Source organism: Prochlorococcus sp. MIT 1327 (assembly GCF_047304785.1).
Classification (GTDB): Bacteria; Cyanobacteriota; Cyanobacteriia; order PCC-6307; family Cyanobiaceae; genus Prochlorococcus; species Prochlorococcus marinus_D.
In genome coordinates this window covers 212,102-233,738 of record NZ_CP138972.1, presented here as the reverse complement: position 1 = coordinate 233,738, position 21,637 = coordinate 212,102, and the positions used below count along the sequence as shown (strand labels likewise).

Genomic DNA, 21,637 nt, shown 5'->3' with positions numbered 1-21,637 from the left:
GGAACTTCCATCCTCATAAGCCTAAAGAAAGGATGAGAACCAAACCTCCCAGCTCACTAGAAACGACAACAATATATTCCCTCTATGTGTTTTCTCTTTTAAACACAAAAAATCCTAGACCGAATCGTTGAGACATACAAACCTCAAAGACAGAATAATGAAGCCTCTTGCTCGCAACAAGCCAGGCCAAAAAGCATCAGCGATACAGGTTCAGAGCCGCATCAGTCACATCCACTAAAGGATGCACGGCATCACCCCAACCGCCGCTACTAAAGGTGACAACACCAGGATTTGCAAGCTGTTCATTAATCCAAGCAAGAATGAGAGGCGCCAAAGTGGCCGGCTGAAGCTGATTTGCAGGTGCCATCAAGTTGAAGTGACCACCATCTTGAGCAAGCACCAAGCGATGGCCAAACTCCAAAGCACCACTATCACGCATGGGCATCAGAGCCTCAGGCACCGGAGGCACGACCCAATCACGAGTGCCACTAACCAACAAAACCTTGGCTGTCAAAACTGAAGTTCTACTTGGATCAAATAGAAGACGTAACGGCGGACTCACCGCCACAACTGCCTTGACCCGTGAGTCTTCAACAGAAGACTCATTCATTTTGGAAAGCCAACTGCACTGCAGTATCCAGCTGATATTGCGCTCAGGGTCATCCTGGTTATGACAACGAGCAGAGAGCTTCACATCCGTTGAGCGTGCCCCAGCCAATTGAATCGCCGTAGTCGCCCCCCATGAATGACCAACAACAGCGACCTCATCTGTATTGAGGGAAAGTCTTGACAACAAACCACCTGACTCCACAGCAGAGAGCATCGCAGTCACATCCATCGCACGAAGACGCAACTCTTGAGGTCCCGGCGGAGGTTGATCACCAGCCAACATCGCCTTCTGCTGATCAGCATCACTGCCCTGATGCTCCGGGAGCAAAACCGTATAACCGTTAGCAGAAAGATATTCAGCCCAACCCTGAAGATCTCTCGGAGACTCCCAAAGCCCATGTGAAATGACCACCAAGCGACCATTTGCACGAGACTTCGGTTGTATCACCACCACCCGTATCGGTTTCGAGCGATGGGAAGCCTGAAAATCAACTTGCTGACTTAACCACAACCCGGTAAGCGGCATGCGTAATCCAGTTTTAATCTGAACAGGAGCCTCTTTCTCCACAAGCAGATTTGCTCCTAGCTGATTACGTTGAAGCCGTGAGACATAGCTGGCCAATTTCGACAAGTTGATGGATGCAGCTTGACCAGGGATTTGTCGCAACAAACCAAGCACAGTTGGCTGACCACTCTTGTAAGCACGCGAAAGCGCCTCAAGCAACATCCTTCCACTGGTGTCTTGAGGCAACCCCTCAAGTTGAACCAACTTGGTTACTACGATCAAAGCCTGCTCCAAAAGAGGCTGCCCGACAGACTTCTCAATCACCTTCTCAATCTGCGCTGGCAGGGGAGCATTAAAGACCTGATTGAGAAGTCGCACAAAAGCACCATCCGTAGCCCGATCCAACTCCACAAAATCGGGATTGGCATCAATTAGATCGCCTGCGCTCTGAGCAGCTCCAATCTCAAAATCAATCTGACTTTCCAATACAGGCAGATCAAACACCAAGCGTTCAAGAGCAGGAGCAGAGCTTGGAACAAGTCCAAGCCCCGCTCCAAAACTGATTGCAAACAGCCAAAGACGAGAACGAAAAAACATCATCAAGCTGCAACAGACACAGTCTCAGGAGGATGCTTCGCTAACACCTTCTTGAGATAATGCCCCGTATGGCTAGTGGGATGGGATGCAACCTGTTCTGGAGTCCCCGTGACCAGAAGATCGCCACCACAATCTCCTCCTTCAGGGCCAAGGTCAATAATCCAATCAGAACAACGAATTACATCCAAGTTGTGTTCTATCACGATAATTGAATTGCCTTTATCAACAAGACGCTGCATAACATCCATCAACTTATGCACGTCGTAAAAACTGAGGCCAGTGGTTGGTTCATCAATCAAATAAAGGGTTTTACCAGTAGCGCGCTTTGAGAGCTCGGTAGCAAGCTTCACACGTTGAGCTTCACCACCCGAAAGCGTGGGCGCAGGCTGACCTAACTTCACATATCCCAGTCCCACATCAACCAACGTGCGCAATCGATCAGCGGCCTGGGGAATAGCAGAAAAAACCTCAGCAGCCTGCTCAACTGTCATCTGCAAAACATCTGCAATGGTGTGGCCCTTGTAAGTGACCTGTAAGGTCTCCCGATTAAATCGAGCACCTTTGCAGACATCGCACTGAACATAAACATCTGGCAAAAAGTTCATTTCAATCACATTCACCCCTTGACCACGACAAGCCTCACAGCGACCACCTTTCACATTGAAACTAAACTGACCCACCTGATAACCACGAGCCTTTGCCTCAACGGAAGCAGCAAATACCTGACGAATCGGATCAAACGCACCGGTGTAGGTGGCTGGATTAGAACGCGGTGTACGGCCGATTGGAGACTGGTCAATCACGATCACCTTGTCGATCGCATTGACACCTCGCAACTCGCCCAAGCCTTGAGGGAAAGGCACCTTCAAACCCAAACTGTGATCTAAGGCAGGATGAAGCAACTCATTCACCAAAGTGCTCTTACCACTACCACTGACTCCTGTGACCGCAACAAGGCGCCCTAAAGGAAAATCTACGGTGAGATTTTTAAGATTATTGCGATCACAATCAATCAAACGAAGCCTGCGACTACTTCCTTCTCTCCTCTCTCTAGGTGTAGGAATAGAGCGGCGGCCACTGAGATATGCACCTGTCAAAGATTCTTCAGCCATCAACAGATGATCCAAAGATCCTTCAACAACAATATGACCCCCATGAACCCCTGCCCCTGGACCAATATCGACAAGATGGTCAGCGGCGCGAATGGTGTCCTCATCGTGTTCTACCACCAATAAAGTGTTACCCAGATCCCTTAAACGTCTGAGCGTGGCTAACAGACGATCATTGTCCCGCTGATGCAAACCAATGCTTGGTTCATCAAGCACATAAAGCACACCCGTAAGACCAGCGCCGATCTGTGTCGCCAAACGAATCCTCTGAGCCTCACCGCCAGATAAGGTCATCGCGGGTCGATCCAAACTGAGATATTCGAGCCCAACATCAAGAAGAAAGCGAAGACGCATATGAATCTCACGCAAGACCAAATCACCGATCTGGATCTGACGTGAATTGAGCAAAGGCTCAGATCCATTAGCTGCTCCAACGCCCATCAGCTTTTCGATGCGTTCAAGAGTCAGCGCCACGCTGATAGAAGTGAGTTCAGTAATCCGATAAGGACCCACCTTCACCGCCAGGGCTTCGGGTCGGAGCCGCTGACCGCCACAGGCTTCACAAGGAACCAGCTCGAGGTACTTCTCCAACTTCTGGCGCTGGGCTTCTCCGCTGGCATCACGGAGCTGCCGCTCAAGGATTGGAAGAATGCCCTCAAACGGGCGGGTGTACCCCCCTTTGCCCTTGCGATACCGGCTGTCGACCTGAATCAGAATCGGTTCGCGGCTTCCATTAAGCAGCACATCCCGCTGTTCGTCCGTGAGCTCATTCCATGGGGTCTTGATCTCAAAGCCAAAGGCTTCACCCACTGAATAGAGCAGTGAGAAGTAATAGCTGTTGTCTTTTTCCGCCCAGGGAGCAACAGCGGCATACACCGGCTGGGATGGATCCGGAATCACCCGGTCCACGGTGAATTTGCGCAGATGGCCAATGCCATGGCAAGCCTCACAGGCGCCATAGGGGCTATTGAAGGAAAACAGCCGTGGCGACAGTTCCTCCATCACAGCGCCGTGCACCGGGCAGGCGAAGTTCTCGGAATAGAGACGCTCCCGCTCAACGCCGTCGGGAAGTTCCTCACCCTTCTTGGGCACCACCTCCACCAGCGCCAAACCATCGCCGCGTTTGAGGGCCGTGCGGAGGGAATCAGTCAGCCGTTCCTGGATCCCCTCACGGGCAACAAGACGATCGACCACCACTTCGATGTTGTGGCTGTGGTTCTTGTCCAGCTCAATGTTGTCGGCCAGCTCGCGCACCTCACCGTTGATGCGCACCCGGGCGAAACCCTCTGCTGCCAGGCCACTGATCAGCTTGGTGTGGGTGCCCTTCTTGCCGCGCACCACCGGCGCCAACAACTGATAGCGGGTCCCCTCCGGCAAAAGAAGGATCTGATCGACCATCTCGTCGATGCTCTGCGGCTTAATCGAGCGGCCACATTTGGGGCAGTGGGGTTCGCCAGCGCGACCGAACAGCAAACGGAGGTAATCCTGAATCTCCGTGACGGTGCCCACCGTCGACCGCGGGTTGTGACTGGTGGATTTCTGGTCAATCGAGATCGCCGGCGAGAGACCCTCGATCGCATCGACATCGGGCTTGTCCACCTGCCCCAAGAACTGCCGGGCATAGGCCGACAGACTTTCGACATAGCGGCGTTGTCCCTCCGCAAAGATCGTGTCGAAGGCCAGCGAACTCTTGCCACTGCCACTGACTCCGGTGAACACCACCAGCTTGTTGCGAGGGATGGTCACGTCGACGTTCTTGAGGTTGTGCTGCCTGGCACCCCTCACGCGAATCACGTCATCCTGAGTCGCCAGCCGGCCAGCTGAGTCAGCGATCTTGGCAGCAGCTCGCGCCATCAGGACCCGTTGGAAAGCTCAAGAGCTTAGGAAGAACCGAAGCCTTCAAGCTGTGCGCTGGTCCAGCAGACTCGCTGCATAGGCATCAGCCTGATTGCCACCAGCGAGGTCAGCTAGCTCCTGGCGACGTTCCTGAGTGTCCCGCAGTCGGGACACTCGCGAGTGGGTCACGCCGTCCTGCACATGCTTACTTACCCGGAAATGGTGATCGGCCACGGCCGCCACGAGCGGTTGGTGGGTGACGCAAAACACCTGGCGTTGACGCGCCAGGGTCTGAAGAAGATCCGCCATCGCTCCACTAACGCGTCCACTAACGCCGGCATCAATCTCGTCAAACAACAGCGTGCTGGACCCATCCACTGCGGCAAGAGTGGTCTTGAGCGCCAGCAGAAAACGGGACATCTCACCGCCGGACGCCACCTCCGTCAAAGGTGCCATCGGTTGGCCAGGATTGGCGGAAAACAGAAATTGCACAGCATCCGCACCATGGTCAGCGGGATCACATGGGGTGAGATCCACCTTGAAACGCACGTTGGCCAGGCCCATTGGGGGCAACAGCTCAAGCAACGACGCCTCCAGAGCCTCCGCTGCATTGGAACGCTCGCGATGCAACGCCGCATTGGCTTGATCACGGCTCTGGCATCGGTCGTTCTCGTCCTGATGCAGGCGGGCGAGATCAGCCGCGAATCCTTCAGCACCCAGACGGTGAAGCAGGTCATCGCGACGCAGAATCAAACCGGCCAGATCAAGGCCATAGCGGCGCTGCAGGCGTTTTAGAATAGACAGGCGGTCTTGGATCCGCTCCAGATGATCTGGATGGCTCTCGAGCGCCAGACCGTATTGATCGAGGGAGCGCAGCAAGGCGTCAACACCGGCCCCGAGATCCAGAGCCTGATCCCGCAGCGGCTCCAGGGAACCATCCAGCTGGGCCATGGCCTGAAGCTCCTGGATGGACGCCGAGAAGTGATCCTGCAGAGAGGGCCCCTGATCCGCACCATCGCGGAGACGCCCAAACAACAAGGCCAGACCCTCGAGAAGCCTCACGCCATGAACGAGGCGATCCTGATCCTGCTCCAGCCGCTGCTGCTCGTCTGGATCCTCGAGATCAGCAGCTTGAAGCTGCTCCAACTGCTGCTCCTGTTCAGCCCGCTCCTGTTCGAAACGCTGCTTTTCCTGCTCGAGAGCCATCAGGGCATCTGCAGCAACGCGCCAGTCCGTCCAGGCATCAGCAACCTGTGCCTTGACCTCTGCCAACGAAGAACCACCGAGACGGTCCAGCCATAACCGTTGCTGCCCCGCACGCGACAACAGCTGGATCTGGCCCTGAACAGTGAGATCAATCAGCAGCGGTCTGAGCTCAAGCAACTGCTGACGATTCACCGTGCTGCCGTTCAGCCGGCAGCGACTAGAAAAGCGATCACCCTCCTGCCGTTTCCATTCACGGCTGATCAAGAGCTCCTCTTCAGGGTCAAACTCCGCCTCGATCAACCACTGTTCAAGCACAGGGCTGAGTTGAAACGCAGCTTCGATCCTGGCTCGATCAGAACCAGCGCGTAGCAAACGAACGCCGCTGGCCCCCTGCGCTCCACCCAGCACCGCATCGAGGGCATCGAGAAGGATCGACTTGCCTGCGCCGGTCTCGCCGGTGAGCACCGTAAAGCCGGAACTGAACTCCAGTTCAAGACTCTCGATCAGAGCTATGTTCTGCAGCAGCAGACCGGTGAGCACGTCCAGCCCTGTGATGATTCCGACCGTAGCGGCAGCACGGTTCGTTTAGAAGGGGTGAATGATCACGACCCCACTCAGGATGGAAACAGAACTCGGGGATTTCATCGAGGCGGCAGGCCTACTTGAATACGACCCTGCTGCAATTACCAGAATTTATGCCGGCCATCCACAGCGCCTTTTGCGCCGACTCTGGCAAACACTTCTACCAATTGGTCTCTTCCTGATTGGCTTAGCAGGGGACAAAGTTTTTGGCTTACTGAACGATGCAAATCGTGCTCGTTCCCGAGCACGAGAATTCGCTGAACTCTTAGTAGAGCTTGGCCCTGCTTTCATTAAGGCCGGACAAGCTCTTTCCAGTCGACCAGACCTAGTACCACCAGTTCTACTGGAAGAACTTTCACAACTACAAGACCAATTGCCAGGCTTCGACAGTGTTTTGGCTATGGCCTGCATAGAAGAAGACCTTGAAACACCAATCGAAGAGATCTACGAACAACTCGACAAAGAACCTATCTCTGCCGCCTCTCTAGGACAGGTCCACCGGGGCGTACTCAAAGGAGGTCAACAGGTGGCCGTCAAGGTACAACGACCAGGACTTCGTGAACAAATCACCCTTGATCTTTACATCGTACGGAACATTGCCGCATGGCTAAAAAGCAATGTGAGGTTGATACGTAGTGATCTTGTGGCGCTGATTGATGAGCTAGGCCGAAGAGTATTTGAAGAGATGGATTACCTTAATGAAGCTGCCAATGCAGAGCGTTTCCGCACGCTTCACAGCCATAATCAACGCATCGCTGTACCAATAATCTATCGACAAGCTACTAGCCGTAGAGTACTTACAATGGAATGGATTGATGGAGTAAAACTCACTAATCTAAAGGCAGTGAGAGAGCTAGGAATCGATCCCAATAATATGGTTGAAGTCGGAGTTAACTGCAGCTTGCAACAGTTGTTGGAACACGGTTTTTTCCACGCTGATCCACATCCTGGCAACCTTCTGGCTATGGCCGATGGGCGGCTCTGCTACCTCGATTTCGGAATGATGAGTGAGGTGAGCCGAGAATCACGTACAGGCTTAATTGAAGCAGTAGTACATCTGGTAAACCGTAATTTCAACAACCTTTCACGAGACTTTGTAAAACTCGGTTTTCTAGCAGAAGATGTCAATCTAGAACCAATTGTACCTGCGTTTGAAAGTGTCTTCAGCCAAGCTCTAGAGATGGGTGTAAGTCGCCTTGATTTCAAAAGCGTAACTGATGACCTCTCTGGCGTAATGTACAAGTTCCCTTTCAAGGTACCTCCATACTACGCATTAATTATTCGTTCACTGATAACCCTTGAAGGCATCGCATTAAGCGTAGATTCAGAATTCAAAATTCTTGGTGCCGCTTATCCTTACTTCGCTCGGCGACTCATGGAAGATCCCGACCCTCAATTACGCCAAAGCCTCAAAGAAATGCTATTTGACGGAGAAATCTTCCGCTGGACTCGACTAGAAAACCTGGTAGCAAGTGCTGCAAGCCAAGCCCAGCTCGACTTGGACAGCTTAATTGATCAGGTCATCGATTTCCTCTTCTCAATCAACGGTGGTCTCTTGAGAGAACAACTTGTTGAAGCACTAATCAACCGCCTTGACGCCTTTGGCTGGCAAACATTTCAACGTCTGGGTCGTAACCTACCGCGATCCTTGCAACCTCCACTTATAGCCATTGGTTCGGAGTCTGAAAATTCTGACGATGGCTCACTGCTTGATTTAGAACCAATTCGGCAACTGATCGTTATCTTGCAAAACCTGCCAGGCTTCACTCCTGAACTAGTCCTCAGCCGCCTGCCAAGACTGATCCGCGAACCTGATACCCACAAAATGGGTATAAAAGTTGCGCAGGGTCTCGCCGAACGTGGTGTTGTCCGTCTTGTCAAGGTAGCAGCAGGAGTTTCACCCTAAATTCTGTGACTAAAGGGTTCACTAATGAATCAATCCAAAAAACATTCTTATCGATCTCTGATGGCTCTCTGCCTAGGTTTGGGATTAAGTCTGTTTTCAACGATGCCGAAAGCAGAAGCAGCCAAAGAAGTGGCCTTAGTGAGTGGTGCCTTCCGCCGCTCAATCTCAGTGTCAGATTTGGAATATCTAGCAAAAACAGGAAAAGCCAGAGGCCTGTTAAAAGATGCCCTGAAATTCAGTCGACAAAACCCAGAAACTGTTTCCAAGCTCCTCAATAAAAAACTAGAACTTCCTATAGGGCTTACCAGTCGATTAATGACCACACGCATTGGCAACGTAATCATCAACCGCATATCCAAAATCATCTACCCTCTCAACGTGCCAAACCCTTCGGTAAGCGTTCCAGCATTCAGAGCTGGAGTCATCAATGGCATGCAAATAGGGACGGGCGGTCTTAATGCCATCCACTTTCTAAAAGCTTATCCCAACGAAACAATGACAGTAAACCTACCGGCTCTGTTTGGAATCATGCAAAAAGCTGAGTCAATCGCTGGTCTAGTGAAATTCTTTTCCGATTCGCCACTAGACGGCCTTAAGGAATCTAAGCCGTAAGGCTTAGATTCCTACTAAACACTGCTCTCTTGCTCTCTATTGGTGTCCCTCAGCCAGAACCTCCCTCAAGCTATCTCAACAACCCCTGTAATGCAGGATTGGCCTGGCCTAATAGAAGCGTATAGATCCTGGTTACCGGTAAGCGATACCACACCTGTCGTGACCCTCAAAGAAGGAGCAACGCCATTGATCCCTGTCAGCTCAATAGCTGAACAGATTGGCAGGGGAGTCAAGGTCTACGTGAAATACGACGGCCTCAACCCCACAGGGTCCTTTAAGGACAGAGGCATGACGATGGCGATCAGCAAGGCCAAAGAAGCTAATTGTGAAGGAGTCATATGTGCCAGTACAGGCAACACATCTGCTGCTGCTGCTGCATATGCAAGACGCGCTGGTATGCGAGCTTTTGTATTAATTCCAGACGGTTATGTAGCGCAGGGAAAGTTAGCTCAAGCTTTAGTTTATGGCGCTGAAGTGCTAGCAATTCGAGGCAATTTTGATCGTGCTCTCGACATCGTTCAAGAAATGGCCTTGAAATACCCAGTAACTCTGGTGAATTCCGTTAACCCTTACCGGCTTCAAGGTCAAAAAACTGCAGCCTTTGAAATTGTTGATGCTCTCGGAGAAGCGCCAGAATGGCTATGCATCCCAATGGGTAATGCAGGTAATATCACTGCTTATTGGATGGGTTTTCAAGAATACAAACAAGCCGGAAAATGTCAACTTCTACCACAAATGATGGGATTCCAAGCAAGTGGGTCTGCTCCATTAGTTTTCAACAAGACCGTAAACAATCCAAATACAATTGCAACGGCAATTAGAATAGGCAACCCAGTCAACAAAGAAAAGGCCATTGCCGCAAAGTCAAGCAGCAATGGAGCCTTTCTTGATGTTTCAGATGAAAAAATTCTAGAAGCTTACAAATTGCTTGGTCGCGAGGAAGGCATTTTCTGTGAACCTGCAAGTGCTGCTTCTGTAGCAGGATTATTAAAACGTGCGTCTGAAGTCCCTTCAGGGGCAACAGTTGTATGTGTCCTGACTGGCAACGGTTTAAAAGATCCAGATTGTGCCATCAATAACAACGATGCAACATTTCATGCAGATCTAAATCCAGATCTAACCACTGTGGCTCATGTCATGGGTTTTTAAGGATCAAGCAAACACCAGCATCTCGAATAGACCATCTAGAATCTGACTGTGGAAATCATGCTCAAATTATTATTGAAATTGGGGAAAAGGCCGCAAAACCCAACCATTTAAAAACCTCAGCCTTTTCCCCAATTGATTAAAATGTGGAAAGAACGCCATCTCTCCACATGTCCAACTATCCTTTCCACAAGTCTATAACCATTAGAGTCCAGTCGCCATAAAGGATTTGTACAATTTTCCACGATTTCCTCAAGCCCTACTACTACGGTTCTTTTAATTTCTTTTAATAATTTAATCAGTAAAGCCGAAAGGTTATGAATGAGAATGATCTGCCATTGCACTTCTTGCTGGCTTGTGAAATTCTGGGAGACCTCTTCAGCGTTCTTGTTCTAGTCGTGACATTGATTCAATGAAACTGGTTTGTTCACAGGCTGAACTCAATACAGCACTACAGCTCGTTAGCAGAGCCGTGGCTTCACGACCCACTCATCCAGTGCTAGCCAACGTTCTTCTCACTGCTGATGCTGGCACTGATCGTCTGAGCCTCACGGGTTTTGACCTGAGCCTTGGTATTCAAACGGCATTGACTGCCTCGGTGGAATCGAGTGGTGCGATTACTTTGCCTGCGCGCCTATTAGGGGAAATTGTTTCAAGGCTTTCAAGTGATTCACCTATCACTTTGGCCACTGATGAGGCTGGTGAACAGGTTGAACTCAAAAGTTCAAGCGGGAGTTATCAGATGCGTGGGATGTCTGCTGATGATTTTCCTGAATTACCTCTTGTTGAAAGTGGTAAGGCTGTCAAGGTTAATGCGATGGCTCTTTTAAAAGCTCTTAGAGGAACTCTTTTTGCTAGCAGTTCAGATGAAGCCAAACAGTTACTAACAGGAGTTCATCTGCATTTTGATGGTAAAGCAATGGAAGCAGCGGCAACTGATGGTCACCGCCTTGCCGTTTTAAGCTTGGCAGATGCCTTAGCTGTTGAGACTACGGTCTCATCTGAGATGGATGATGAAGGTGAGAATTTTTCCGTAACGCTTCCTTCTCGCTCTCTGCGGGAAGTAGAGCGTTTGATCGCTGGATGGCGTGGTGATGATCAAGTGAGTTTGTTTTGTGATAAAGGTCAGGTGGTGTTTTTAGCTGCTGATCAAGTCGTAACTAGTCGAACATTAGACGGTACCTATCCTAACTATCGTCAGTTAATTCCTGATGGTTTTGCTCGGAGTTTCGATGTTGATCGACGTGCTTTTATTGCAGCTTTAGAACGAATAGCTGTATTAGCTGATCAACATAACAATGTTGTAAAGGTTAGTGGTGACAATACTTCTGAGCTTCTACAAATTAGTGCTGATGCTCAGGATGTAGGCAGTGGTTCTGAATCGCTATCGGCTGAATTTACTGGGGATGCTGTTCAGATTGCTTTTAATGTTCGTTATGTACTAGATGGTTTGAAGGTGATGGATAGTGACCGTATTGTACTGCGCTGTAATGCTCCAACTACACCTGCAATTATTTCGCCAAAGGATGATGATATTGGTTTTACATATTTGGTGATGCCAGTACAAATTCGTTCTTGAACTTTGAATCTTCCTGATCAGATTTTATTGAGTGATTTGTTGCATCATCGTGTACGTTGTGATCAGGGGTTAGATCACGGCCCTGGTGTAATGCCTTGGATGCATCCTCCTGTTCATCGTTTACTTGGTTGGGTTAGTCGTCCATCAGCACTTCGAGTGTCGAGGGATGTTTGGCGTTTGGATCAGTCGCGTGGGATTAATGAGCAAGAGGTTTTTGTTAAAGGGCAACCGGCTGTTTCTGATCAGATCACGCTTGAGCGTCTTCCGACTTTGTTAGATGCTGATTTGTTGGATCGCGATGGGCACCGCCTCGGTTTGGTGGCTGATTTTGTTTTTATTCCCACAACAGGGAAAATCCTTCATTATTTGGTCTCTCGCAGTGATCCTCGGCTTCCAGGCAGTAGTCGATGGCGATTAACAACTGATCGCATTGTTGATCAGCAACCAGGAATGGTTGCTACTGCTTTGCGTGGTTTAGATGATCTTCCCTTGGTTCATTCCAGTGTTCGTCAGGGTTTAATCAACCGTTCCCGTCATTGGCGCGATCAACTTCACAAGATGGGTGACCGGGCCAGTGGTCGTTTGGAAGGCTGGTTGGAGGATCCTCCCTGGGATGAACCAGTTGAGCGTTCTTGGAAGTCTTCTGATATGGCTGAAATGGATCCCTTAGAAGGTTGGGATGATCAACAGACTGACAATTTTTCCCAATCAACTGAAGAATTACGTCGCCGCGGCCGTCCGGACGGTAGAGGCGATGGTCAGGATGATCCTTGGGTTTGAGCTTTATAAGCAAAACTGGGAAGAGATGAGTTAGATCTCGTGTGTCAGGGCCCCGATTTGAGAGTTGACTATGACGTGGCTGCAGCTTTACGTCATGAAGGTCTTAAACCACATGATTACGACGAGATTTGTCGTCGTCTTCAACGTGCACCTAACCGAGTTGAGCTGGGAATGTTTGGTGTGATGTGGTCTGAACACTGTTGTTATCGCAATTCAAGGCCTTTGCTCAGCAGTTTTCCTACAAGTGGTCATCGGATTTTGGTTGGTCCTGGAGAAAATGCTGGTGTCGTGGATTTAGGAGATGGTCAGAGCTTGGCTTTCAAAATCGAAAGCCATAATCATCCTTCTGCATTGGAACCTTTTCAAGGAGCTGCTACAGGTGTTGGCGGAATCTTGAGAGATATTTTTACTATGGGTGCAAGGCCTATTGCGCTCCTTAATGCTTTACGTTTTGGACCTCTTGAAGATGAACGTAATGTTGGTCTTATGGAGGGGGTCGTTGAAGGTATTGCTCATTACGGCAATTGCGTGGGAGTTCCTACCGTTGGTGGTGAGGTGGCGTTTGATTCCAGTTATTCCGGCAACCCGTTAGTTAATGCAATGGCTCTTGGGCTGATGGAAACAGACGAGATTGTTTGTTCTGGGGCTCATGGTGTTGGTTATCCGGTGATTTATGTCGGTAGTACAACTGGTCGTGATGGTATGGGTGGTGCTAGTTTTGCTAGTGCAGAGCTCACAAAAGCTTCTCTGGATGATCGTCCTGCGGTTCAGGTTGGTGATCCATTTTTGGAAAAAGGTTTAATTGAAGCTTGTCTTGAAGCTTTTAAGAGTGGCGATGTTGTTGCTGCTCAGGACATGGGTGCGGCTGGTCTTACTTGTAGCTGTTCGGAGATGGCTGCTAAGGGTGGTCTTGGTATTGAACTCGATCTTGATCGAGTTCCTGCTCGTGAGCTTGGGATGACTCCATATGAGTTTTTACTTTCGGAATCTCAAGAGAGAATGCTTTTTGTGGTGAAGCCTGGACAAGAGCAATCTTTGATGGAGAGATTTATTCGTTGGGGGTTGCAAGCAGCAATTGTTGGTTGCGTTCTTGAAGAGAAGGTGGTTCGTGTTTTGCAAAAAGGAGAAGTTGTTGCTGAGGTGCCTGCTAATGCATTAGCTGATGACACTCCAATTGATCGACATGAATTAGTGAGTGATCCTCCGCTAGAGATTCAGGCCAAATGGGACTGGCAGGAGAATCTATTACCAGTTGTTGGTTTAAAAGGGATCAATTTAAATTCACAATCTCATTTTGGTAGTAATCTTTCATGGGATGAAATTCTTCTAAAGTTACTTGATGACCCTACGATTGCTTCAAAACGTTGGGTTTATCGTCAATATGACCATCAGGTTCAAGCCAATACAGTTTCAGCCCCAGGAGTTTCTGATGCTGCTGTTGTGAGATTACGTCCACAGCAAGGTAAAGGTTCTGTAGATGAGGTAAATCGGGGAGTTGCGGCAGTTGTTGATTGTCCTAATCGATGGGTTTTTCTTGATCCAGAACGTGGTGCTATGGCCGCTGTAGCAGAAGCGGCCAGAAATCTTAGTTGTGTTGGTGCGGAGCCTTTGGCTGTCACAGATAATCTCAATTTTCCTTCTCCGGAAACGCCTACTGGGTATTGGCAATTGGCTTTAGCTTGTCGTGGTCTTTCTAAGGCTTGCAAGACTTTTTCAACACCAGTAACTGGAGGAAATGTTTCTCTATATAATGAGACTCGCTTAGTTGATGGAAAAATACAACCTATTCACCCAACACCAGTTGTTGGAATGGTTGGTTTAGTTCATAATCTTGTAAATGTGTGTGGTCAGGCTTGGCTTGAGCCTGGTGATTTGATTTGGCTTTTAGGCGTGCCTATCGATACAACAGTTGCGGTTGATCCTCGCGTTAGCCTTGCGGGTAGTAGTTATCTTGAATGTATTCATGGTTTAGTTACGGGTAGGCCTCCGGAGATTGATCTGAAACTTGAGTGCTTAGTTCAATCTTTCCTACGCAATTCTATTACTGAGGGATTTGTTCGCTCTGCTCATGATCTAAGTGATGGAGGTCTTGCAGTTGCAGTTGCTGAGTGTTGTATCGCTGCAAATTTGGGTGCACATATTGATTTACCATACAGCGAAGCTCGATTGGATCGCTTGTTATTTGCTGAAGGTGGTTCACGCATCTTGGTGAGTGTTCCATCCACGCAGGCTGTTGCCTGGCAAAAGGTTTTAAATCAGGCAAAGACCAGATCCCCTGGCTCAGTGTTTGATCAGTACCTTGGTGTTGTTACGGCTGATGAGGAGTTGTTGATCACTCAGGCTGGCAATCGCTTGGTTCAGCTTCCTTTGAATCAGCTGAGGGAGTGCTTTGAGCAGGCAATCCCTCGTCGTATGGGCTTGGATCTCTCTTCAAGCGTCTGAGTTGAGCTTTGGTGCAAAATGTCTTTCTTGGCTTATGCATTTGAGGAGTTGAGCTTCACATGTGTGGCATTGTTGGCATTGTTTCTACTGCGCTGGTCAATCAGCAGATCTATGACAGCTTGCTGCTTCTACAGCACCGGGGTCAGGACTCTACTGGCATAGCCACCATGGATGGCAGTGTTTTTCACTTGCATAAGGCAAGGGGGCAAGTGCGGGAGGCCTATCGCACACGTGATATGCGTTCTTTAATCGGTAATATTGGTCTTGGTCATGTTAGATATGCAACAAAGGGTGCAGCTGAGCGGGAAGAAGAAGCACAACCATTTTATGTGAATGCTCCTTACGGAATCATTCTTATTCATAACGGTAACCTTACTAATACTCGAGAGCTTGATCGCGACTTGTTCAATATTGATCGTCGCCACACAAATTCAAAGAGTGATACGGAGATGTTGCTTAATGTTCTAGCTACTGAATTGCAATTGAAAATTTATGGCAGTGATCTTACTCCAGATCAGGTATTTGATGCTGTTACATCTGTACATCAACGAGTAGAAGGTTCTTATACATCTATTGCTTTGATTGCAGGGCACGGTCTTCTTGCCTTTCGTGATCCGTTTGGGATTAGGCCACTGGTACTTGGTAAACGTAAGTCTTTAGAAGGTGCTGATGAGTGGATTGTCGCTAGCGAGTCATTGGTATTAGAGAATGGTGATTATGAGATTGTTAGGGATGTTGATCCTGGTGAGGCGATTTTCATTACTCAAAATGGCGAGCTTTATTCACGTCAGTGTGCGAAGAATCCGCGTCTTGTGCCATGTTCATTTGAGTATGTTTATCTTGCTCGACCTGATTCAGTGATGAGTGGAATCTCGGTTTACGAAGCTCGATTAAGGATGGGGGATCGACTTGCAGAAACTATTGCAAAGTACACGCCATCTGGAGATATAGATGTTGTGATGCCAATTCCTGACTCTTCACGGCCTGCTGCTATGCAAGTGGCTAGACAGCTGGGGATTGAATATCGTGAGGGCTTTTTTAAAAATCGTTATGTAGGCCGTACATTTATCATGCCTGGACAAGCTCAACGTAAGAAATCTGTTAGACAAAAGTTAAATGCTATGGGAACAGAATTTAAAGGTAAGAATGTTTTAATTGTGGATGATTCAATTGTACGTGGTACGACTTCGAAGGAGATAGTACAAATGGCTCGAGTTGCTGGTGCGAATAAAGTCACGTTTACCTCTGCAGCACCACCAGTGCGGTATTCACATGTTTATGGTATAAATATGCCAAATCGTCATGAGCTGATTGCTTATAATCGCACTATTCCTCAAATCTCTTCTGAACTTTCAACGGATCACATGGTCTATCAAGAGGTTGCTGATCTAGAAGCAGCAATTGTTGAAGGTTCAGGTGTTTCTGAACTTGAGCTTTCTTGTTTTACCGGAGAGTATATTACAGGGACAGTTACTTCTGAATATCTCGATTGGATAGAACGCACACAATTGTCTTAATAAAGGTGATCATTAAGGACTTAAGTGTTAAATGTTTAATCTAAAATATTATTAGTCGTAATTAGTGGCACCAGTTTTTGAATTTCTTCGTTGTCTTTTAATTCCACGATATTTAGACTCGGTTTGATCGGTATGGTCAGTTCCAGCTTTCCAGCTTCAATACGGGCATGGCGACCTTGGCTACTGACTAGGCCGACCAACCTATTGCCATTACAGATGTCAACGACTCGATCTTGATCTTGATCTTGGCTTGAATCTTTTATTGTTAATCCAATTTCCCCTAAATCTCCTCTCTGGCAGACTCTTATCGAAGAGACCAATATTTTGGCGAATTTACCTAGGCGTGTGGCAAGTAATACAGTGCTTTCACAGTTTGGTGGACAAGAAACTGCTCCAACGATCATTTCTTCTGGTAATAGTCGCATTGTCATAGGCCCCTGAGCTAATTTTCCCATCAATGGCATGCTGTCGTTATTAACATTAATTCTGATTACTCTTCCTATGTTACTTGCTAAAATGATATCATCATTTGCTTGGCAAATTAATGCTGATTTTAATACAACACCATCTTTTAATTTAACAATGGTTGCTGCTCTTCCGGAAAGTTCCATCACTTCTTCTAAGGGTAATCGTTTGAAGCGTCCATCGCTGCTCAGTAGACCTAGGCTTAGGTTTTGATCTACGGGCAAGGGGAATATGTTGATCAATGTTTCTTTTTCTAATCCTCCTGGTAGGAAGCGTTGCAGCGACCCGGGTTGTTGCCCTGCAAATTCCCAGCGGACTAGAGCTACTCGACCATTGTTTGTCACCGCAAGTAGACGTGGGGCTGGTTCAATTGGCAAGATCAATCTGGCTGGCGAAGGTCCATCGCTGAGTTTGCAGGCTTCGTTGAGGTGAAGTCGACCGAGGATTTGAGGGCTCATTACCTTGACCTGGCTGTCTTGCTGGATGAGTATTCGGCCATCACTTGGCAGGGCGGATAGTGCTTGTTGTCGCTGAACTTCCGCATTCGGTCTTTGGTTTGCCGCTCGCTCAGCGACCAGATCATCGCCACCCTCCACAAGGCGAGTTCGGCGGGGGTTGTTAAAGCGTTTTTTGAGCTGTCGAAGTTCTTGAATGAGTACTTCCAGCATGCTTTCTCGATTTTCGAGAAGGAATTGAAGTTGTTCTTGTTTTCCTTGTAGTTCTTTGGCTTCTTGCCTCAAACTGCTTTGTTCCAGACTCGTAAGTCGTCTTAGTGGCATTGCCAGAACAGCGTCGGCTTGTTTTTCATTTAGATCTAATTGCACCATCAGACGGGCTCTTGCAGCAGCAGCATCGGCAGCCTCTTGGATCATTGCAATGACAGCTTGTAGTGCGTTCAATGCTGTGATTAATCCTTCCACCACTTCCAGGCGAGCTTTTGTTTTTCCTAGGGCATGGTTGGTTCTTCGGATAACTGTGAGTTCTCGGTATTCGAGAAAAGTTTGTAACAATTTTCTCAGTGAAAGTTGTTGGGGCTGGCCGTTAACAAGAGCCAGAAGAATTGCACCGAAATTGCTTTGTAAGGAGGTGCGTCGATGCAGATCGCCGAGAACATTCTCTGGGTTGGCATCTCGGCGCAGTTCCACCACTATCCTCATTCCTTCTCTGTCGCTTTCGTCGCGAATATCGGCAATGCCACCGATTTTTCCATTGTTAACAAGATCTGCCAGTTTTTCGATCCAACCAGCTTTGCTGAGTTGATAGGGCAATTCAGTGACGACAACAGCACTTCGGCGGTGCCGACCCTTACCAGGTTGTATTTCTTCGACATGGGCCACGCCACGCATTGGGATGCTGCCGCGTCCTTTGAGGTAGGTTTCATGGATGCCAGTGCCCAGCAGGATCTCTCCACCAGTTGGAAAGTCTGGGCCAGGAATTAGACCAAGTAATTTGTCGTCACTGAGATCGGGTTTGCGTATCAGTGCAATCAATCCATCGACCACTTCGCCAAGGTTGTGAGGTGGAATGCTGGTAGCCATACCTACGGCGATTCCCGAACAACCATTTAGTAGCAGGAAGGGAAGTTGGGCTGGCAGTACTGAAGGTTCTTGTTGGGAGCCATCAAAATTCGCAGTAAAATCAACTGTTTCCTCTCCGATTTCATCCAACAACGCCATATGGGCGATTGAAGCCAGACGCGTTTCTGTGTAACGCATGGCCGCAGGCGGATCGTCATCAACGGAGCCGAAGTTGCCGTGTCCATCCAATACTGGGAAACGGCTTGAAAAGTTCTGAACGAGTCGAACGAGTGCGTCGTAAACGGCTTGATCGCCATGAGGGTGATATTTCCCTAGGACATCTCCAACAACACGGGCGCATTTTCTATAGGGACGATCCGGTGTCAGGCCTAGCTCGTGCATTGCAAATAGGATGCGCCGCTGAACTGGCTTGAGGCCATCTCGGGCATCGGGCAATGCTCTTCCTACGATTACGCTCATCGCGTATTCGAGATAGGAGCGTTGCATCTCTTGATGCAATGCGATTGGTTGAAGGCGCTCCTCGGCCATCCAGATTTGGGATTAGAGGGCTTAAAGCGTTCAGCCTACAGATCTACTTAGCGGATACCCGCATTGTTGATCAGTGCCTATTGGTTTGTATCAGCGTTGGCTTCAGCTCGTTCCACAGCTGATCGTAGATTTGGGTTTGTCAGTAAATGACTAGTGGCTTGGCGAAGGCGCTCTCCCCAGAGCTGCTCTTTCTGGTGTCTTAGTAAGACGTAATTTGGATTTTCTGCAAGGGCTTGGTTGGCAAGTGCGAGTGCTTCTGTGCTGCCAGGGTTGATTTGATTCAATGCAGCTGCAAGGGCAAGCATTGGTTCAGCATTGCGTTTGATTTGTAGTACACGCCGCCAGCGGTTGATGGCAGCTTTGATTTTGCCCATTTCAAACAACACGATTCCTTGGTTGTTAACGGCTTCCCAGAATGTTGGCTGCAAGCCGGATGCCTTTTCAAAAGCTTCGAGAGCGATTTGAAGATTGGCTTGCATCACTCTTGCGTTGCCTAGATCAAAGTAAGCACCAGCATTATTTGGGTCGAGTTCTAGACCTTGGATGAGGAGGCTCACGGCGTCTGCAGGCCGGTTATCGCGCAGGGCAAGGGAAGCTTCAGCGAACCAAAGGCCTGCTTTCTTGGGGTTGAGTTGTTTTGCTCGCGCTAGAGAATGGCTTGCAGCATCAAGTTGATTGCTGCGTAGTTGGGCTTCTGCAAAAACTGACCAGAGACGCTCATCTTCTGGTTGCAGTCGGACAGCAAGTGCTGCCAAGAGCGCGGCCTCTTTTGGTTGACCCAGTTGCAGCAATTGGGCGGCTGTGCGTCCAATGCCAATGCTGGCTCCTTTTAATTCAAGAGGACTTGGCTCGTAGACGTAGGGAATGAGGGCATGAGTCGGAGGTGTTGCCACAATTGTGGTGATGAGCCCTAGAACAGCTCCTCTGAGCCAGCCGTTAAGCGGTTTATATCGCAGCTGGTTCAGTTTCATTCCATGGATTTAGTTGTTTTGCAGCGTAGGAGGTTTGTTGGTTTGCGTTGAGGCTGCATTTCGACGCCACATCCATGGTTTGATTCTTTTCAGAGCAGATCCGCGTAATTGTTCACTCCAAGTTGTATCACTCCATGAGAGGGCTTGATTGCGCGTCAGCTTGAGTAACCAATCACGAGGCTGTACATCAGGATCATTGCTATGGGGAAGAGATTGTTGATTCCATGGGCAGACATCTTGACAGATGTCACATCCGGCGACCCAATTCCCCAAGGACCTCACAATGTTTTCTGGTAAGTCAGGGTTGCGGTTTTCGATTGTGTGGTAGGCCAGGCATCGACGTGAATCGATCACAAAAGGTTCGGTGATGGCTTCGGTGGGACACATCTCCAGACAGGATTGGCATTTGCCGCACAGGGACTTGGCGGGTTGGTCTGGGGTGAGTGGTTCGGTGCAAAGAAGATGACCCAGCACCATCCATGAACCTCGCTGGGTATTGATCAGGTTGCTGTGCTTGCCGATCCAACCGAGACCGGCCTCTTCTGCCCAGGCTTTGTCGAGTAATGGAGCGGTATCTACGCAGATTTTCCAGCGGCAGTTAGGTCGCTGTTGTTCAAGCCAGTGACCTACTCTTCGGAGCCTTTGCTTGATCACTCGGTGATAGTCCCGTCCCCATGCATAGCGAGCAACTAATAATTTGCCTGGAGCTCTTTGTACATTTACGAAGTAGTTCAGACCTACCGCCAGCAGGCTTGTCATCCCTTCGAGTAGTTGGTCCGCCTGTTGCCTTTGTGATGAGGCCATCCATGCCATGTCGGCCTGATGACCAGCTTTTAGCCAGCGCTGTAGAGCAGCGGAGCGAAGTTGGAGTCGGTCACTACCAGGGAACCTGGCAATTCCTACAGGATCAAAACCTTGTTTTTTTGCTTGCTCTTTGAGCTCATGGCTGAGTTGATCTTGGTTGGCGCAGATTTTCACAACCATCAACCGTACACTTGATTACCTTTTGGCATCGTGCCTTGCCTGCTTCTGAGTTGGGATCACGTTCAGCCGGTCGTTTAACTCCTTTGATGCGCTGGCTCGGACTCACCCTCGTGATTTTGCTGCTGTTGCAGATGGTTGTCTTGCTTGGTGCAAGCGATTGGGCTTCGGCGGAGTTTCAGCAAGTGATGGTTCAGCGTTTGGTTACGCTTTCTCCGATGGGATTTATAGGTCTGTTGCTGATGTTGATCAGTTCCAGGCTGGATCATCCAGGCAAAGCAAAACTGCCGATTCGCTGGCTGATTTGTGCTTTTTCTAGTCTTTTTGCTATTGCCATAATCGCAGTGATTCCAATGGCGATCTCCGGTAATCAGACCCTCGCTGGTCAGGCAAATCAAACTTTGAAGCAAAGGCGAGATCAGCTTGAGGAAGCCCGTAGACAGGCTCAGAACCCTGAAGCTCTTAAGGTCCTTGGTGATCAGCTTGCACAAGCTGGTCAGTTGCCTGCTACTGCAACCGATGAAGATCAGCAAAAGGCAGCCAATGATTTCGTCACTGGTCAATTGGCTCAGATGGATCAGCAGATCCAGCAAATGGAGCGGCAGCGCAATCTTGCAGTGAATCAGCGTCGTTTTGGTGGCACTCTTAGTGCTGTTGTGCTTGCAGTGGCTTTTGTGTTGCTGGCGCTCACAGCGGTGCTCTAAAAACTCGGCAGAAGTCAGACAGCT

General features: G+C 49.0%; 14 protein-coding genes. 8 read left to right on the top strand and 6 right to left on the bottom strand.

Annotation, left to right across the window (positions count from 1 at the left end; all coding sequences use genetic code 11):
- Positions 1–196: 196 nt before the first annotated feature.
- Genes SIB80_RS01080 through recN form a run of 3 tightly spaced genes read right to left on the bottom strand, consistent with a single transcriptional unit; the run spans position 197 to position 6,402 of the window.
- A complete protein-coding gene (locus tag SIB80_RS01080) occupies positions 197–1,714 on the bottom strand; it encodes an alpha/beta hydrolase family protein (protein ID WP_063420760.1) in 1,518 nt (505 codons plus the stop codon).
- Complete coding sequence (uvrA, locus tag SIB80_RS01075) at positions 1,714–4,674, bottom strand: excinuclease ABC subunit UvrA (protein ID WP_063420761.1); 2,961 nt, start codon at positions 4,672–4,674, stop codon at positions 1,714–1,716. Before uvrA ends, SIB80_RS01080 begins: the two co-directional genes overlap by 1 nt.
- Before the next feature lie 45 nt (positions 4,675–4,719).
- On the bottom strand, positions 4,720–6,402 hold the full coding sequence (recN, locus tag SIB80_RS01070) for a DNA repair protein RecN (protein ID WP_063420762.1): 1,683 nt from the start codon (positions 6,400–6,402) through the stop codon (positions 4,720–4,722).
- A 58-nt stretch (positions 6,403–6,460) separates the two neighbouring features.
- On the opposite strand from recN, the gene SIB80_RS01065 reads away from it, so the two are divergent.
- The 7 genes from SIB80_RS01065 (at position 6,461) to purF (ending at position 16,426) form a co-directional block, all read left to right on the top strand.
- On the top strand, positions 6,461–8,350 hold the full coding sequence (locus SIB80_RS01065) for an ABC1 kinase family protein (RefSeq protein ID WP_236066195.1): 1,890 nt from the start codon (positions 6,461–6,463) through the stop codon (positions 8,348–8,350).
- Between the two features lie 24 nt (positions 8,351–8,374).
- Positions 8,375–8,962, top strand: coding sequence for an alpha/beta hydrolase (locus SIB80_RS01060; protein ID WP_169189950.1), 588 nt, complete (start codon positions 8,375–8,377; stop codon positions 8,960–8,962).
- A gap of 90 nt (positions 8,963–9,052) precedes the next feature.
- Positions 9,053–10,111 (top strand): threonine synthase, encoded by a 1,059-nt coding sequence (gene thrC, locus SIB80_RS01055; protein ID WP_063407641.1) that lies wholly within the window; start codon positions 9,053–9,055, stop codon positions 10,109–10,111.
- A 409-nt stretch (positions 10,112–10,520) separates the two neighbouring features.
- Complete coding sequence (gene dnaN, locus SIB80_RS01050) at positions 10,521–11,687, top strand: DNA polymerase III subunit beta (RefSeq protein ID WP_063420765.1); 1,167 nt, start codon at positions 10,521–10,523, stop codon at positions 11,685–11,687.
- Positions 11,688–11,690: 3 nt separating this feature from the next.
- Positions 11,691–12,467 carry a hypothetical protein gene (locus SIB80_RS01045; protein WP_063420766.1) on the top strand — a complete coding sequence of 259 codons (777 nt, stop codon included), beginning with the start codon at positions 11,691–11,693 and terminating at the stop codon, positions 12,465–12,467.
- Positions 12,468–12,524: 57 nt separating this feature from the next.
- Entirely contained in the window at positions 12,525–14,909 is a 2,385-nt protein-coding gene (gene purL / locus SIB80_RS01040; RefSeq protein WP_063420767.1) for a phosphoribosylformylglycinamidine synthase subunit PurL, read from the top strand.
- A gap of 59 nt (positions 14,910–14,968) precedes the next feature.
- Positions 14,969–16,426 (top strand): amidophosphoribosyltransferase, encoded by a 1,458-nt coding sequence (gene purF / locus SIB80_RS01035; RefSeq protein WP_063420768.1) that lies wholly within the window; start codon positions 14,969–14,971, stop codon positions 16,424–16,426.
- A 35-nt stretch (positions 16,427–16,461) separates the two neighbouring features.
- On the opposite strand, the gene SIB80_RS01030 is transcribed toward purF, so the two are convergent.
- The 3 genes from SIB80_RS01030 to queG form a co-directional block, all read right to left on the bottom strand.
- A complete protein-coding gene (locus SIB80_RS01030; RefSeq protein ID WP_063420769.1) occupies positions 16,462–18,957 on the bottom strand; it encodes a DNA topoisomerase (ATP-hydrolyzing) subunit A in 2,496 nt (831 codons plus the stop codon).
- Between the two features lie 77 nt (positions 18,958–19,034).
- A complete protein-coding gene (locus SIB80_RS01025) occupies positions 19,035–19,928 on the bottom strand; it encodes a tetratricopeptide repeat protein (RefSeq protein WP_063420770.1) in 894 nt (297 codons plus the stop codon).
- Between the two features lie 9 nt (positions 19,929–19,937).
- The gene (gene queG, locus SIB80_RS01020) at positions 19,938–20,912 is read right to left on the bottom strand and encodes a tRNA epoxyqueuosine(34) reductase QueG (protein WP_063420771.1); all 975 of its coding nucleotides are present in this window, start codon (positions 20,910–20,912) and stop codon (positions 19,938–19,940) included.
- 86 nt (positions 20,913–20,998) lie between these two features.
- On the opposite strand from queG, the gene SIB80_RS01015 reads away from it, so the two are divergent.
- Positions 20,999–21,613 (top strand): HpsJ family protein, encoded by a 615-nt coding sequence (locus SIB80_RS01015; protein ID WP_063420880.1) that lies wholly within the window; start codon positions 20,999–21,001, stop codon positions 21,611–21,613.
- Positions 21,614–21,637 lie beyond the last annotated feature (24 nt).

Bases quoted from the DNA above. Each gene is read 5' to 3' on its own strand.
- SIB80_RS01030 (WP_063420769.1), bottom strand. From the start codon at position 18,957: ATGGCCGAGGAGCGCCTTCAACCAATCGCATTGCATCAAGAGATGCAA.
- SIB80_RS01080 (WP_063420760.1), bottom strand. From the start codon at position 1,714: ATGATGTTTTTTCGTTCTCGTCTTTGGCTGTTTGCAATCAGTTTTGGA.
- purF (WP_063420768.1), top strand. From the start codon at position 14,969: ATGTGTGGCATTGTTGGCATTGTTTCTACTGCGCTGGTCAATCAGCAG.
- queG (WP_063420771.1), bottom strand. From the start codon at position 20,912: ATGGTTGTGAAAATCTGCGCCAACCAAGATCAACTCAGCCATGAGCTC.
- SIB80_RS01025 (WP_063420770.1), bottom strand. From the start codon at position 19,928: ATGAAACTGAACCAGCTGCGATATAAACCGCTTAACGGCTGGCTCAGA.
- SIB80_RS01060 (WP_169189950.1), top strand. From the start codon at position 8,375: ATGAATCAATCCAAAAAACATTCTTATCGATCTCTGATGGCTCTCTGC.
- SIB80_RS01065 (WP_236066195.1), top strand. From the start codon at position 6,461: ATGATCACGACCCCACTCAGGATGGAAACAGAACTCGGGGATTTCATC.
- dnaN (WP_063420765.1), top strand. From the start codon at position 10,521: ATGAAACTGGTTTGTTCACAGGCTGAACTCAATACAGCACTACAGCTC.
- thrC (WP_063407641.1), top strand. From the start codon at position 9,053: ATGCAGGATTGGCCTGGCCTAATAGAAGCGTATAGATCCTGGTTACCG.
- SIB80_RS01015 (WP_063420880.1), top strand. From the start codon at position 20,999: ATGCGCTGGCTCGGACTCACCCTCGTGATTTTGCTGCTGTTGCAGATG.
- uvrA (WP_063420761.1), bottom strand. From the start codon at position 4,674: ATGGCGCGAGCTGCTGCCAAGATCGCTGACTCAGCTGGCCGGCTGGCG.